Source organism: Tardiphaga sp. (assembly GCF_044336785.1).
In the GTDB taxonomy this organism is placed as follows: domain Bacteria; phylum Pseudomonadota; class Alphaproteobacteria; order Rhizobiales; family Xanthobacteraceae; genus Tardiphaga.
Map to the genome: position 1 here is coordinate 1 of NZ_JBIIOT010000112.1, position 15,111 is coordinate 15,111.

At 59.9% G+C, this 15,111-nt stretch carries 10 protein-coding genes, 1 tRNA gene and 1 pseudogene; 6 read left to right on the top strand and 6 right to left on the bottom strand.

Going from position 1 to position 15,111, the window contains the following annotated elements:
* The 3 genes from ACIQ2A_RS22525 to ACIQ2A_RS22535 all read left to right on the top strand — a co-directional run.
* On the top strand, positions 1–2,237 hold a 2,237-nt coding region (locus tag ACIQ2A_RS22525; RefSeq protein WP_398483588.1), incomplete at its 5' end, for a beta strand repeat-containing protein.
* A gap of 18 nt (positions 2,238–2,255) precedes the next feature.
* Positions 2,256–3,974 (top strand): type I secretion system permease/ATPase, encoded by a 1,719-nt coding sequence (locus ACIQ2A_RS22530; RefSeq protein ID WP_398483591.1) that lies wholly within the window; start codon positions 2,256–2,258, stop codon positions 3,972–3,974.
* Positions 3,971–5,239 carry an HlyD family type I secretion periplasmic adaptor subunit gene (locus tag ACIQ2A_RS22535; protein ID WP_398483593.1) on the top strand — a complete coding sequence of 423 codons (1,269 nt, stop codon included), beginning with the start codon at positions 3,971–3,973 and terminating at the stop codon, positions 5,237–5,239. Before ACIQ2A_RS22530 ends, ACIQ2A_RS22535 begins: the two co-directional genes overlap by 4 nt.
* Before the next feature lie 202 nt (positions 5,240–5,441).
* Here ACIQ2A_RS22535 and ACIQ2A_RS22540 read toward each other — a convergent pair.
* The 5 genes and pseudogenes from ACIQ2A_RS22540 to ACIQ2A_RS22560 all read right to left on the bottom strand — a co-directional run.
* Positions 5,442–5,858 (bottom strand): annotated as a pseudogene (locus ACIQ2A_RS22540) (EamA family transporter); the annotation flags it as partial.
* 177 nt (positions 5,859–6,035) lie between these two features.
* Positions 6,036–6,326, bottom strand: coding sequence for a hypothetical protein (locus ACIQ2A_RS22545; protein ID WP_398483595.1), 291 nt, complete (start codon positions 6,324–6,326; stop codon positions 6,036–6,038).
* 607 nt (positions 6,327–6,933) lie between these two features.
* A complete protein-coding gene (locus ACIQ2A_RS22550; RefSeq protein WP_398483597.1) occupies positions 6,934–7,545 on the bottom strand; it encodes a hypothetical protein in 612 nt (203 codons plus the stop codon).
* A 255-nt stretch (positions 7,546–7,800) separates the two neighbouring features.
* A complete protein-coding gene (locus ACIQ2A_RS22555) occupies positions 7,801–7,989 on the bottom strand; it encodes a hypothetical protein (protein WP_398483599.1) in 189 nt (62 codons plus the stop codon).
* Between the two features lie 211 nt (positions 7,990–8,200).
* Positions 8,201–8,872 (bottom strand): hypothetical protein, encoded by a 672-nt coding sequence (locus ACIQ2A_RS22560; protein ID WP_398483601.1) that lies wholly within the window; start codon positions 8,870–8,872, stop codon positions 8,201–8,203.
* Positions 8,873–9,530: 658 nt separating this feature from the next.
* Between ACIQ2A_RS22560 and ACIQ2A_RS22565 the strand changes: the two genes are divergently transcribed.
* Both ACIQ2A_RS22565 and ACIQ2A_RS22570 read left to right on the top strand, forming a co-directional pair.
* Positions 9,531–9,863 carry a hypothetical protein gene (locus ACIQ2A_RS22565; RefSeq protein ID WP_398483603.1) on the top strand — a complete coding sequence of 111 codons (333 nt, stop codon included), beginning with the start codon at positions 9,531–9,533 and terminating at the stop codon, positions 9,861–9,863.
* Between the two features lie 612 nt (positions 9,864–10,475).
* Positions 10,476–11,579, top strand: a complete 1,104-nt coding sequence (locus ACIQ2A_RS22570; protein WP_398483605.1) for a tyrosine-type recombinase/integrase — start codon at positions 10,476–10,478, stop codon at positions 11,577–11,579.
* Positions 11,580–11,581: 2 nt separating this feature from the next.
* Here the strand turns inward: ACIQ2A_RS22570 and ACIQ2A_RS22575 are convergent.
* Positions 11,582–11,658: transfer RNA gene (locus ACIQ2A_RS22575), tRNA-Arg, on the bottom strand.
* A gap of 228 nt (positions 11,659–11,886) precedes the next feature.
* On the opposite strand from ACIQ2A_RS22575, the gene ACIQ2A_RS22580 reads away from it, so the two are divergent.
* Positions 11,887–15,111, top strand: a 3,225-nt coding sequence (locus ACIQ2A_RS22580; protein WP_398483607.1) for an alpha-2-macroglobulin, incomplete at its 3' end; no start/stop codon positions are given.

Sequence of the window (15,111 nt, forward strand, 5' to 3'; positions counted from 1 at the left end):
ACGCCATCACCGGCAACGGCAACACGCGCATTATCTATGCGAGTGCCACCGGTGGTGTCACCATCAACATGGCGGCCGGCACGGCGACGGGTGATGCGTCTGTCGGAACGGACACGTTCACCGGCGTCAACAGTGCGACCGGGTCGTCCTCGGCCGACACCTACAATGCTTCCGGCTTCCTCGGCGGTGTCGGCGCTTTCAGCACTGGCAATTTCAACCTGTTTGAGGGTTTGGGAGGCAACGACACCATCACTGGAAACGGCAACACGCGTATCGCCTACACGCAAGCGGCCGCTGCCGTGACGGTCGATTTGTCGCTCGGCACCGCACGTGGCACCGCGAACGGCGACACCGCCGGTGTCGGCACCGATACCATCACCGGCGGCGTCAACAGCGTTCAGGGCTCGAACTTCAATGACACCCTGATTGGCGGCAACGCTTCTGAAACTTTCTTCGGTGGCAGCGGAAATGACACGATCTCGTCGGGCGGCGGCAACGACCAGATCACCGGCGGCGTCGGCAACGACAGCATCGACGGCGGCGCCGGGACCGATCTTGCGATCTATTCCGGTCCAATGTCGGCCTACACCATCACCTCGCCATCCGCCGGCCAGACCCAGGTCGCGGATTCGACGGCCAGCCGCGATGGCACTGACCTCTTGACCAATGTGGAGCTTCTGCAATTCACCGATGCGACCATCATGCTCGCCTCGGGAAGTGCTGTTGCGCCAATCGACGCCTCCAATATCGGCTTCGGCAATCTCAATGTCCCGCTGACAGGAACCGTGGCCGACGATTACCTCATGGTTGGCCTGAACATCTATGGCCACCCGATCAATCTTGGGGCGGGCAACGACACCGTCATGTTGGCCGCCAGCCCATTCGCGCAATATGTGCAGCTCGCTCTCGTCAATGTCGAGCATGTCATCGGTAGTGCGGGTGACGATACGATCGCGCTGATCAACAATGCCAGCGGCCTCACGGTGGATCTCGGCGCGGGCAACAACGCCGTCAATCTGGCGAATGGCGTGAACGCGCTGAGCGTCACCAACGTCGCGATGATCGACCAGACCGACTACAGTGGAACCGTGTCAAACGACACCTTGTCGCTGCTCAATAACGTCTCGGGCCTGACGGCGGACGGTGCCGGCGGCGACAACACGCTGAATCTTGCCGCTGGGGCGAACTCCTTCACCAGTATCTTCAATTTCCAGCATATTGCAGGAACGAGCAGCAATGACGTGCTGACGGTGACCCAGCATATCGGCGCGCCAACCGCGGTTCATATCGATCTCGGGGCTGGTGACAACACGCTCAACCTGACCGATCCCAATGCGTCGCTGGATCTCGCCAATGTCCAGCATCTGAACATCGGCACAGCCGGTGGTTTTCTGAATCTTTTGAGCGATGTCAGCGGCCTTTCCATCAACGGCCTGGGCGGCACCATGGTGTCGCTCGCCAATGGCGTCAATTCCATCGGCGTAACGGGTATCGCTACTGTCAACGGGACGGACTTCACTGGTGGCGTCGCGCCTAGCGATGATACGCTGAACCTGCTCGGCAACGTGTCGGGCGTCAGCATCAATCTCGGCGATGGTGTCAACACCATCAACTTGTCCGCCGGCACCAATTCGGTCGACAATCTCTACAACATCGCCCATGTCAACGGCACCGCGTCAGATGACACGCTCACCGTCACCCAGCAATCCTTCAACACGATCTTCGACATGGGGGGCGGCGCGGACACGATCACCTTCGCCAATACGGCGAACAATGTGACCGTCAATCACAGCCAGACTGTGATCGGCAGCGCGAACAACGATATGATCACCGTCAATAACGGCGCTGGTACCACAACGGTCACGGGCGGCGGCGGCGCCGATACGATCGTCATCGGATCGGGGAATGCCGATATCCATTACACGGCAGCGGCGGAATCCGCGGTGGGCAATGGCGACACGGTGGTGAATTTCGACACTTCGACCGGCCACTTCACCTTCTCGGGCATGGGCGGGGCAGGCGGCTTCACCGGGCAGACGATCCAGTTCCAGGGATCGGCGGCATTCGATGGCTCGGCTGGCGCACTGCATTCGGAGGCGCGTATCGACACTTCGGGCGGCCAGACCACGCTCCAGATCGACGTCGATGGCGACGGCCAGCTCGGCGCCAATGACATCGAGATCCATCTGGCCAACCTCACCGGCACGCTGCACGATGCCAATTTCATCCTCGTATAGCATGCCAGATTGTTGTCCATGTCCTTGACCCCTCGCGCGCCCAGCCAGAAAGGTGAGCTGGGCGCTGCCTTCTCCGCATGCCGGTCCGCCTTTATCTGGATCGCCTTCTTCAGTGCGCTGATCAACGTCCTGATGCTGACCTCGTCCTTCTTCATGCTTCAGGTCTATGATCGGGTACTCGCCTCGCATAGCGTGCCGACATTGGTCGGTCTCTGCATTCTCGCGGGAATCCTCTACGTGTTCCTGGCGTTGTTCGACGTAGTGCGGCAGCGCATTCTCACGCGGATCGGCCTGCGGCTCGATGAGCAGGTCTCCGGCCGAATCTATGAGACCATCCTGACCATGCCGGTGCGCAGCAGCCAGCACGGCGAGTGGAAGTATCCGCTGCGCGATCTCGACAGCCTGCGTTCGTTTCTCTCCAGCCTGGGGCCGACCGTCGTTTTCGACCTGCCTTGGTTTCCGGTATATCTGGCGATCTGTTACGCGTTCCATGTCTGGATCGGCGTCGCGGCCACCGCGGGCGCGCTTGTCCTGATCGCCTTCACCATCGTGATCGAGCGCAACACCAAAGTCGCGGTTCAGGAGGCGACGTCACTCGGCAGTGCTCGTAACGGATCTGCGGAATCCGGCCGCCGCAATGCCGAGGTGATCAACGCGCTCGGCATGACAGGGCGACTGGCCGCCCGTTGGCAGACCGTCAATAGCGACTATCTCGACAGCCATCGACGCGCGAGCGATATAGGCGGCGGGCTGGGCGCGGCGTCGAAGATTTTTCGGATGGCGCTGCAGTCGGGAATTCTCGCCATAGGGGCCTGGCTGGTGATCCGGCAGGAAGCGACCGGGGGTGTGATCATTGCCGCCTCGATCCTGTCCTCGCGCGCGCTCGCGCCGATCGAGCTGGCCATATCGAGCTGGAAGTCCTTCGTCGGAGCCCGGCAATCCTGGAAGCGGCTGTCCGACATGCTCGATCATTTTCCGGACAGGTCGGCGATGTTCGAGCTGCCCGCGCCGACCGCGCTTCTCAGCGTCGAAAGTCTCAGCGTGGCGCCGCCCGGCAAGCAGAAGCTCGTCGTCCATGATGCATCGTTCCAGGTCCGTGCCGGCAGCGCCGTCGGCGTGATCGGCGCCAATGCATCCGGAAAATCGTCGCTGATCCGCTGCCTGGTCGGGGCCTGGATGCCGGCGGTCGGCAAAGTGCGTCTCGACGGCGGCCCGCTGGATCAATGGAATCCGATTTTGCTCGGGCGCCATATCGGTTACCTACCCCAGGATGTCGAGCTCATCGACGGCACCGTGTCGGAAAATATCAGCCGATTCATGCCGGACGCTCCAGCCACAGATGTCGTCGAAGCCGCCAGGAATGCGGGCACGCATGAGATGATCATGAACCTGCCGGAAGGTTACGATACACGGATCGGTCACCAGGATGCCGCATTGTCGTCCGGCCAACGGCAGCGCATCGCACTGGCGCGCGCGCTTTACGGCAACCCGTTTCTGGTCGTGTTAGATGAACCCAATTCCAATCTCGACAGCGAAGGAGAGCAGGCGCTCACTGAGGCCATTGTCGGCGTCCGTCGCCGCGATGGCATCGTCGTTGTCGTGGCACATCGGGCGGCCGCAATCTCCGGCGTCGATCTTTTACTGTTGATGTCGAACGGTCGCATTCAGAGCTTCGGACCGCGCGATGAGGTCCTGTCGCGGCTCCAGAAACCTGCATTGAAGAGCGTAACCGCGTGACGCATCCGCCTCACATCTCGGCTGTACACTCGCTCCGCAACAATATCCTGCTCGGAGCGGTCGCTGCGGTGCTGTTGCTGGTGCTGGTGGGAAGCTGGGCCTTCGCCACCAATCTGTCCGGTGCGGTTGTCACCGCCGGGACGCTGGTCGTCGATAGCAACGTCAAGAAGATCCAGCATCCGACCGGCGGGGTGGTCGGCGAATTGCTGGTGAAGGATGGTGCGGTGGTCAAAGCCGGCGATGTGCTGCTGCGGCTGGATGGCACCCAGACCCGCGCGAATCTCGCCATCGTCACCAAACAGCTCGATGAGCTCTCGGCGCGGCAAACCCGCGAGGAGGCCGAGCGCGACGATATCGATGTGCTTGCGTTTCCAGCCGAACTGTCGGCGCGCGCCGGCGATCCCGATGTCGATCGCATTCTGGCCGGCGAGCAGCGCCTGTTCGGCATCCGCAAGGCGGCGCGGGACGGCCAGAAATCGCAGCTCGCAAACGAGATCTCCGGCATCGAGGTCCAGCGCGATGCGCGGATCTCGCAGATCTCCTGGATCAAAAAGGAGTTGGTGGGCGTCAACGCGCTTTGGCAGAGCAATCTCGTGCCTTATACGCGGGTGACCGCCCTGGAGCGCGAAGCCGCTCGCCTCGAAGGTGAGCGCGGGCAGCTCATTTCGTCGATTGCCCAGGCCAAGGGCAAGATCGTCCAGATCGATCAGGACATGCGGGCCGAAGTCGGAAAGGACCTTGGCGACATCCGCGGCAAGACCAGCGAGTTGCTCGAGCGCAAGGTGGCGGCGGAAGACCAGCTACGCCGTATCGAAATCCGTTCGCCGATCGACGGCACGGTGTATCAATCATCGGTCCATACGGTGGGCGGCGTCATAACGCCAAGCGAGCAGATCATGCTGGTCGTGCCACGCGACGACATGCTGATCGTTGAAGCAAGGCTTCCGCCGCAGGACATCGATCAGGTCCGCCTCGACCAGACCGCTTTCCTGAAATTCACCTCCTTCAACCAGCGCGTCACACCAGAAATCATCGGCAGAGTGTCGCTGATCGCGGCCGATGTCAGCCAGGATCCCAAGACAGGCGCCTATTTCTACACCGTGCGGGTCGCGATAGGCGAGGAAGAGCTATCAAAGCTAGAAGGGCTCAAGCTGGTCGCGGGCATGCCCGTCGAAGCCTTCATCAAGACCTCGGACCGCACAGCGCTATCCTATCTGACTCGCCCTTTGGTCGATCAGATTTACCGCGCGTTTCGAGAGAAGTGAGAGCGGTCACGCTCACAAAAAGAAGATCTTGCGCAAAGGTGCTACCACGCCCCGCCATCCAGCGCTTGAATGGCCGTTCATGGCGCAAAGCGGACATTTGCTGGGCAGCCCGACGTCAGGCAAGCCCTAAGCGGAAGTAGACATTTCAGTGATCGCAGAAGAACCGATCAGCCTGTCCCGTTGTCCAGTGTGTCACTGCCCATCAAGCAAACCTCTTGGCTCCCGCCACGCAGGCGACAACAATCGCCGTTGACGCGATCATGCTCCAGGAAATGGGCTCACCGAGAAGGATCGCAGCCAGAATGAAGCCAAAGAACGGCTGAAGTAGCTGGAGCTGACCCACGCCTGCAATGCCGCCAAGCGCCAATCCGCGATACCAGAAGATGAATCCAATCATCATGCTGAAGATCGAGACGTAGGCTAGACTGGTCCAGCCAGCGACGGTCACGTTTATAAAAGTCGTGGGCCAAGTAGTCGCGGTCAGAACCAGCGTAACTGGAAGGGAAAGGATGAGTGCCCACGAGATCACCTGCCATCCGCCGAGCCGACGCGACAACGTTGCTCCTTCGGCATAGCCGAGGCCACACACGATGATCGCCGCTACCATCAACAGGTCGCCGGATCCTCAGCCCCGCTTGCGATCACGGCCTGTATCTCGGCAAGTTGAGCATAGGCAGGATCCTGACGGGCCGGCGGCAGGCCGGCGATGAAATATACAATGTGCGTTCGAGCCTGAATCAGATCCGTGAGGCGCTTCTTAAGGTCATCTGTCTTCATTTGGGGGGCGAGCCTTCTGCTAATGGCTGGGCAATAGAGCGTGCTCGGTCTCAAGCGGAGCCCGCTCTTCGACGACCAACGCTACGTAGTTCTCGAGATCACGCGGGTTGAACATCCGCTGGACCACCGTCCAGATGCGGCGATTGCTGGGCTCACGGCGATCGAGGCCCTGCGTGACACCCGGATCTAAAACGGTGTCACCGACCGCGGGCAAGAAGCCCGCGAAACTCTCCAAACTGTAATCTTGGACGGCATCCTCTATCGTGCCATCCGACTTTCGATAATGAAGACGAACTGTAACGGCATCCATGGCATTCACCCGATTCAGAAACAGGCCTCATGATGACATGGCCTATTGGGACGGGGGAAGCACGCCGGAATGGTGCCCGATATTCACAGGTCAGATCGCAGTCGGGGGCGGACCTATCGGCTTGATGCGCTTCAGATAGGGACGGATCCTATGGCTTGTGTGCAGTGCTGCGTAGTAGTCGCCGTTTCTGAGATTCGGGAGAATATCCGGTCTTGACCGGATAACCCCGGTCCATCGATGAGCTGGTTCAAGCAATTGAGGAACGTTTTGAGGGTAGCCGAGAATTTGGGGATTAGTGACAACCCAATTCCCGCGTGGGGCGCGGCGCCAGAAGTAATAGAACGGATAGCGGTGCTCAATCGCGAGGCCGGTGATCATCGTGTCTGCGGTCCCGATGTTAGTCGCGTTAATAATGACGAGATCGCGCTCGTCCTGCTCCGGTCCGCCGCCGATGAATTCCGTCTGATATTAGAGAGATCCGCAGGCGCGGGCCCGACGTGAGCCAGTTGCGGACCTGGACAAACAATGCACCGGTAGAGACGCATGCCGCGTAGATCGCAATCCATGTTTCGGGCTTCCAAGCCATGATGAGCATCTCGACAGTCGGCTATTCACGTTTCATCATAAGCGACAGAGCCGCAGCGATTTCCGCTTTGTCTTTAAATGCCTGCGCGAGCTTTTCTGCAAGTTCAGCTAAGACAATGCGGATAGCGTGAGCGAGCTCAAGGCATCTTTCGTCAGTCTGTTCGTGCAGCCCGGCACTTAGTGCGGAATGGAGCAAGGTGAGGGGATTCTGACCGTTGATGAGTAGTGTCTGCGGCAATGCATCTTTGATCAAGCTAATCGATTTGGTGAATTGCGTCTCATCACGTGCAGCCTGCAGTGCGACGATATCTTCTGGCGTTGCATTGAGTGTCTTCGAGACGGCAATAATTTCCTCGATGATACGAGTTTTCTGATGTTCAACCACCCGGCGATAGTAGCCGAAAGCGCCGATCCCGAGGCCCTGAAATTCGCATCGGCGGCCTTTCAGAAAAATATCTCTTTGATCGCCTAACAATTTGAGTAGTCGAGTCGGCGTTGGAGGGCCGAAGGGAGGAATTTCGCCGAATTTAGCAGCTTCATCGACGTCGTTGGTCCCGTTGTGGCCGACAGTTAAAGAGAACGTCTTTACGGAATGGCGGCAATTTGAGCACACATAGGTGATAAAAAGATCCATGTGCAGTTCATCAGTCACAACGACGTCGCTGATCTCGCCTACGCGACGATAAGTGCGCGTGCCTTTGCATAGCGCGTGATCGCAGTGGAGAATAATTGCGGGCGTGTTGATCTTATGTATGCGCCCCCTGTGTTGTTGCTGTTTGATAAAAGAGATCAGAGATGCTGCGATGTTGGTTGGGCGGAACGTTTTGCAGAAACTCCGCCATCGAGACTTCGGGAGGAGGAACGGCCTTTAGATCTAGCTTCGTAGTGGTCATGAGTTCTCGCGTCTAATGATCAAATTGAGCTCTGGAAATCGATGGGCGTTAGCTTCGGAAAAGGCGCGAGTCCTGGCAAGCTCGTTTTCTCGCTGTTTCAGGATCTCGAGCTCTGCTTCCATCCGGACGTACAGCGGGATGTAAGCCGCGCCGTAGCGATCGATGATGTGGGCGAGCTGGATCATCGTCCGCTCTACGCTGTGGATCGTGACTGGCTGTGCTTGCCGTCTAGGTATTCGACGCATGGGCGGCGCTTCGCTATCAATCGAAGTCGATTGACAACAGGTTCGGATCGATGCGTCAGCCATCGCGACCTCCCGATTCTGAAACGGTTACATGGTGACATAGTCGGCGGGGTCACGGCCCGGTCGTGCCTGCCATTCACGTGCTTTCGATTTAGTCGCCTTCGTATCCGAGCGGATGAGGTTTCAGACCCCATGTCCCGTTCGCTTCGTCATACATCCCATTGACCTTTAATCGGAACAGGAAGCTACGTTTTTGTCCAAATGCGTCTTCGTAGTTGGCGCCGCCCCACACAAAGATGGCCTTTTTGCCCGCGATGACGTCTTCTATCTCACGGTCTTTCCAGGCGTAAAAGCGTCTTACAAAAACGCCTGTCGCCGGAGCAATAATTGAACGTCCTGCCGGCTCTCTCGCGGTTGATGCTGCGAAGGGAAGGGCGTCATTCTCCATGACGACCGGCTGAGCAATCCACGTTGTGAATTGGTAGCCGGGAGTGACACCCGAATTCTTAAGCTCCGCGTGCACCATGAAGCCGTTGACGTCTGCTGACCCATCGACGCGCGCAGGAGCGATTGCGCCGCCAATCAGAGTCACGTATGCCCTGAGCTGCCGATTGCGTGTGTCCTCGGAGAGTGAATATTGGGCAAAAGCAATCAGCAGTGCGGCGCCGGCGATCAGTGGTCCGATTGCTGAAATCCACGATCGAATGCACTCGATGCCGGTTTCATTCGGACCGCAAACGGCGGTGAATCGCATGAAGTAAATGCCGGCGCCGAAGAGCACCAAGCCCGCCGCTGCGAGCGCCCAAGCTGTTACCTGTTGCATCTTGATTCCCCAGACCAAGGGAAAGGTATCGCAGCTTCCCGGCGTCCGAAAGCGCTTGAAGGGTGGTCAACGTGGCGAACCGTCAATATGTATATCGTCGCGGATGAGGCCCCAGCCAGGGTTCATACGCACGCCTGATCGAGGGTTAGATCGCAAAAAGTCTGCGACCTGATCCAAAGTTGTCAACAGTACGGGGTCCGTATTTCGCCCAGCGACGAAGCAACGATATTTGCCGTCATTAGAAGCTGGCTCGGCGCGTTGAACCGCGACGCCTCGTTCAAACTTCTCGATCCGTGCTACCGGCATGCTATTTCGCCTTTAACCCGATTTCTACCAATCGACGAATGGCTTCAGACCGCCCGGGCTCGTCGCCTTGCTTGGCGGCCCAAGTATCAATCGCTTTTCGCAGATCGGGAGACAGACGGATTGCCGTAACTGGATCCTGACCCGTGGCTGGGCGCCCAGGGCGTTTCCGTACTACGTTTTTAGTTGACGCCTTCATAATATTCGTATTACGCTTATTGGGCTTGGAAAACAAGCGGCCCGCCGCGGTGCTGTAACACTGCGACAGGCCTAACCCGGACATTGGAGCGAACCCATGCACCGAGCTGACGGCAGCAATAGCATACCCTCGTCTCCAATTCCCCCTGATGAAATCGTGAATCTGACGCTCGAGCCCGAGTCACAAGGTTATCTCGTGGAGTCGCGTCTTACGGCGCTCTTTTCGGCGGCAGAAATGGCCGAATATCGCAGTGTCTATATCGCCAAGCAGGTAGTCGCGAATGAGATCGAGCGGCTGATGGCTGTCTTGGACGCGCTCGAAGACGACGCCGACATGGAGCCAACGTTCGCCGGAACGGACTGGACCGACGGCGATCCGCGACTGGACGATGCCGAACACGAGGATCCGGACCTCGATGAGGCCGATGACGAAGATTCGGACCATTCAGGCTGCGGGGATTGGGACGGCATCGCGGAGCAGGGTGTCTGACCGCCGGCGGCACAGTGGTGAGCATAGTGTCAGCACACCCAAGTCCATGCCGGGGCGACGAAATTCACCCCCGGCGTTTTTCAAATCAGCACAGCGACCAGCACAGTCATGTTGTTGAAAACGCTGAGGCCGACTCGATCGGTCGATCCGTATTCGATTTATCGACCGATGATCATGCTTGTCCCGATCTGCAAAAGCCGACCGCAAGAAACCGCTGTGCCGCAGCGGGAACATGCGTCTCGGCCGCGTCTCGGTCAGGTGTCTCAGGGAGGGCAAAAATCGTCCGTGACGTGCTGCCGCTACTGCCGGAGCCGGTGTCGAAAATCGTTGAAGGTTTACATCGTGGTCCAAAACCACGTCTCCGAAAGGCTTAAATTGCTCGGCAAGGCTGCAGAGGCGGCTTTTTACAGAAAGGGCACAAAATAACATGTCGCAGGATGCTTCCGGTTTTACTCAGACGCGGCTCTCACGCGTCCTGAAAGGAGCAGCGAAAGCGGGGCAGCCCGCTTCCCGAGTTGTCGTCCATAACGATGGCCGGATCGAACTGCTCTATGATGGCCAGCCGGCGCCAGCACCCGCTGACGAAGCTGCGACGGGCTGGGATAGCGTGAAATGAAGCGCAAGAACCCGAGGCACGTCCATGAGTACAGGGATCGCCACGGGAAGGCGCGGTTCTATCTTCGCCGACCCGGGACGCCGAAGATTCCGCTGCCAGGGTTGCCTTGGTCTCCCGAGTTTATGGCGGCTTACGAAGCCGCCTTGGCGGGCGCGATACCTAAGCCGCAGCTCGGTGCCGCCCGTACACTGCCGGGAACCGTTAATGCTGCACTCGTCAGCTACTATCAAAACAGCGCGACGTTCCGGGCTCTGGCCGATAGCACTCGGCAGAACCGTCGAAACATACTCGAACGGTTCCGGGAAAAGGCTGGCGGACTCGCGCTAGCGGGCATGCCGCGTTCCGCGGTCCAGCGGATCTTGGAGAATCTCTCGCCGGGGGCGGCGAAGAACTGGAAGAAGGCTTTGAGGGGCTTTCTCGATTATGCGCTCGCGGCCGAGATGATTAGGCAGGATCCGCTTGTAGGGATCAAGCTGGCCAAGGTGAAGGACACTGGTGGCCATCACACTTGGACCGAGGATGAGATTGCGAAGTTCATGGAGCGGCACCCCGCGGGTACCAAGCCACGACTAGCGCTTATGCTCTTGCTTCAGACTGGCCACGCTCGAGCAGACGTAGTTCGTATGGGACGGCAGCACGTCAGGGCTGGGAAGCTTTCGATGCGTCGGCAAAAAACCGGCGTGCAGTTCGACATCCCGCTATTGCCGCATCTTACGGCAGAGCTGGCGCTGCACACCGCGGGAGATCAGCTAGCGTTTCTGACGACGTCGTTTGGCAAGCCGTTCACTGCAGCCGGCTTCGGCAACTGGTTTCGTGAACGATGCGATGAAGCTGGCTTGCCGCAGTGTACGGCGCATGGTCTACGAAAAGCGGCAGCTGTCCGACATGCACTGAATGGAGCGACGGCGGCCGAACTGATGGCCTGGTTCGGTTGGAAGACGATCGGCGAGGCGCAACGCTATATCGAGGAAGCGAGCCGGATCAGACTTGCCGAGAACGCTGGCGCGAAGATCATAGCAGGTACATCGATTGGCTCACCGGCCAATCCAGTGAGCCAAAACGACACTCAACCTATTGAGAATATTGGAGCGACCAAATGACATGGCGATCCCAGCAGGACTCGAACCTGCAACCCGCGGAGTAGAAATCCGCTACTCTATCCAGTTGAGCTATGGGACCGTTGGCCGGTTCATAACATGGCTCTATGAAAAATCCGCCCCCAGGCCAAGCCCTTCCCGAACCATTTTCCCCGTGGATACGACCAAGGAGCGGCGAGGTGGCTTTGCCATTTCGTTGACCGACCGTCATCATGGGCCGGAGCGTCCGGCGCTGGCCCGGCCATCAGTCCGTCACCATTTTTGCGCAATTTGGCGCCGAACGGCGTTCGTCCGTGCAGGGGAGTTCGTCATGAAGGTTTTGGTTCGCGCTATCGGTGTCTGTGCCGTGATGGCGCTCGGCCTCGCATCGGCTCCCGCCGCCGATAAAGCCTTCCGGCGGGACGAACTTGCCGACCGCGCCATCAAGTTGGAAACCCAGATCAAGACCGAAGCCGGCCCGGTCGCCAAGTCCGCATCGACGTTACGCACCGACGCGGACGCCGCGTTCCGGCGCTCCGATACGCGCACCGGCCTGCAGATTCTTGGCCAGATCGTCGCCATTGCGCCGGAAGATGGCGCCAACTGGCTGCGTCTTGCCAAGACGGTGACGCAAATCCGCCCGGCCAATTCGACCGAGACGACATTCCTCAACGAACGCGCGGCAACGGCTGCCTATATGGCCTATCAGCGCGCCGGCAATGCTGGCGAGGAGGCCGAGGCGCTGGCGGTGCTCGGTCGCGCCATGGCGGAGCGTAAGCTCTATCGGCCGGCGCTCGATGCGCTGCGGCTGTCGCTGGATCTGCGCGAAGTCGCCGATATCCGCGAGCAATATGAAAAGATGCGCGGCGATCACGGCTTCCGGCTGCTGGATTACAGCGTGGATTCCGATTCGGCGTCGCCCCGGGCCTGTTTCCAGTTCTCTGAAGATCTCGCCAAGCGCATCGATTTCGCGCCTTTCCTGGCGCTCGCCGGCAGCGACAAGCCGGCGCTGTCGGCCGAGGACAAGCAGCTCTGCGTCGAGGGGCTCAAGCATGGCGAGCGCTACAACATCAATCTGCGCGCAGGCCTGCCGTCCACGGTGAAAGAGAGCCTGCCGAAATCGGCCGAGTTCAACATCTATGTCCGTGACCGCAAGCCTTTCGTGCGCTTCACCGGCCGCGCCTATGTGCTGCCGCGCACCGGCCAGAAAGGCGTCCCGCTGGTGTCGGTGAATACCCAGGCGGTCGATATCAAGGTGTTCCGGATCGGTGATCGCAACCTGATCAATACGGTGATCGGAAGCGACTTCCAGACAGCACTGAGCAAATACCAGCTTGACTCGCTGGGCGATGAGCGCGGGCAGAAGGTTTGGGCCGGCGAACTCTCGACCGAGACACGGCTCAACGAGGATGTGACGACTGCATTCCCGGTCGATCAGGCCATCGGCGAGTTGCAGCCCGGCGTCTATGTGATGACCGCGGCAGCCAAGGGGCCGGGGGCCGGCCGGAGCGACGACGAAGATGGCTCGCTGGCGACCCAATGGTTCATCGTCTCCGATCTCGGTCTGACCGCCTTTTCCGGCAATGACGGCATCCATGTCTTCGTGAACTCGTTGGCCTCGACGGAGCCGATGAGCAAAGCTGAGGTGCGGCTGATCGCTCGGAACAATGAAATCCTGGCGACGAAGAGGACCGATGAGGCCGGTCATGTTCTGTTTAAGGCCGGGCTTGCCAAAGGCGATGGCGGCCTGTCGCCGGCGCTGCTGACCGTCACCGGCGAGAAAGCCGACTATGCCTTCCTCAGCCTCAAGTCGAATGCCTTCGATCTATCCGATCGCGGCGTCTCCGGCCGACCAGTTCCAGCCGGTGCCGATGCCTTCGTTTATGCCGAGCGCGGTGTCTATCGCTCCGGCGAAACCGTCTATCTCACCGCGCTGCTGCGCGACGGGCAGGGCAATGCCGTGACCGCCGGCCCGGTGACGCTGGTGATCGAACGCCCTGACGGCGTCGAGTTCCGCCGCGCGGTGCTGCAGGATCAGGGGGCGGGCGGGCGTAGCCTGACGCTGCCGCTGAACAGCGCAGTTCCGACCGGCACCTGGCGCGTGCGCGCCTTCACCGATCCGAAGGCGCCAGCAGTCGGCGAGACCACCTTCATGGTCGAGGATTACGTCGCTGACCGGATCGAATTCGATATATCTTCCAAAGAGAAGCAGATCAAAGCTGATCTTCCTGTAGAACTCAAGGTTGACGGCCGTTTCCTCTATGGCGCGCCTGCTTCAGACCTCGGTTTGGAGGGCGACCTGCTGGTCGCTCCGGCAGCTGAAAGACCGGGCTTCGCCGGCTATCAGTTCGGTGTCGCCGACGAGGAAAGCGCCAGCAATGAGCGAACGCCCATCGAGGACCTGCCGGAGTCCGATGCGAATGGCTCGGCAACATTCCCGGTCAGCCTGGCCAAGCCGCCATCCTCGACCCGGCCGCAGGAAGCGCAGATCTTCATCCGCATGACCGAGAGCGGCGGCCGCGCCGTCGAGCGCAAGCTGGTGTTGCCGATCGCGCCATCCGCGCCGATGATCGGCGTCAAGCCGCTCTTCAAGGACAAGAGCGTCGCCGAGGGCGACAATGCGGCTTTCGACGTCGTGGTGGTGTCGCCGGAAGGAACCGCACTGGCGCGCGGCGGCCTCCGCTACGAGCTCCTTAAAATCGAGTCGCGCTATCAATGGTACCGGCAAAATTCGTCCTGGGACTACGAGCCGGTCAAATCGACCAAGCGCGTAGCCGACGGCGATCTCACCGTCGCTGCGGACAAGCCGTCGCGGATTTCGTTGCAGCCGCAGCCCGGCCGCTATCGTCTGGATGTGAAATCCAATGATGCGGACGGGCCGCTGACATCGGTGCAGTTCGATGTCGGCTGGTATTCGGACGGCAGCGCCGATACGCCGGATCTGCTGGAAACGTCGATCGACAAGCCGGAATATGCCTCCGGCGAGACCATGACCGTATCGGTGAATGCGCGCACGGCCGGCCGTCTCACGGTCAATGTGATCGGTGATCGACTGCTCACGACCACCAGTATTTCCGTGAAAGAAGGCGCCTCGAAAGTCACGATTCCGGTCGGAAAAGACTGGGGAACGGGTGGATATGTTGTGGCAACCTTGCGGCGTCCTTTGGACAGCACAGCGGCACGCATGCCAGGCCGCGCGATAGGGCTCAAATGGTTCGGGATCGACAAGAAAGCCCGCACCCTCGACGTGGCGCTGACGCCACCGGCGCTTGTGCGGCCGAGCACGACCATGAAACTGCCGGTCAAGCTCGGCGGCCTCAATCCCGGCGAGGACGCCAAGATCGTCGTCGCGGCCGTGGATGTCGGTATTCTCAATCTGACCAACTACAAGCCGCCGGCGCCGGATGAGTATTATCTGGGCCAGCGCCGCATGACGTCTGAGATCCGCGATCTCTATGGGCAATTGATCGACGGCATGCAGGGTACCCGTGGCCAGCTGCGCACCGGCGGTGACAGCGCAGGCGCCGAGCTGCAGGGCTCGCCGCCAGCGCAAAAA

Excerpts from the sequence above, each read along its gene's own strand:
- ACIQ2A_RS22530 (WP_398483591.1), top strand. The coding sequence starts at position 2,256 with ATGTCCTTGACCCCTCGCGCGCCCAGCCAGAAAGGTGAGCTGGGCGCT.
- ACIQ2A_RS22545 (WP_398483595.1), bottom strand. The coding sequence starts at position 6,326 with ATGGATGCCGTTACAGTTCGTCTTCATTATCGAAAGTCGGATGGCACG.
- ACIQ2A_RS22550 (WP_398483597.1), bottom strand. The coding sequence starts at position 7,545 with ATGGATCTTTTTATCACCTATGTGTGCTCAAATTGCCGCCATTCCGTA.
- ACIQ2A_RS22555 (WP_398483599.1), bottom strand. The coding sequence starts at position 7,989 with ATGATCCAGCTCGCCCACATCATCGATCGCTACGGCGCGGCTTACATC.
- ACIQ2A_RS22560 (WP_398483601.1), bottom strand. The coding sequence starts at position 8,872 with ATGCAACAGGTAACAGCTTGGGCGCTCGCAGCGGCGGGCTTGGTGCTC.
- ACIQ2A_RS22570 (WP_398483605.1), top strand. The coding sequence starts at position 10,476 with ATGAAGCGCAAGAACCCGAGGCACGTCCATGAGTACAGGGATCGCCAC.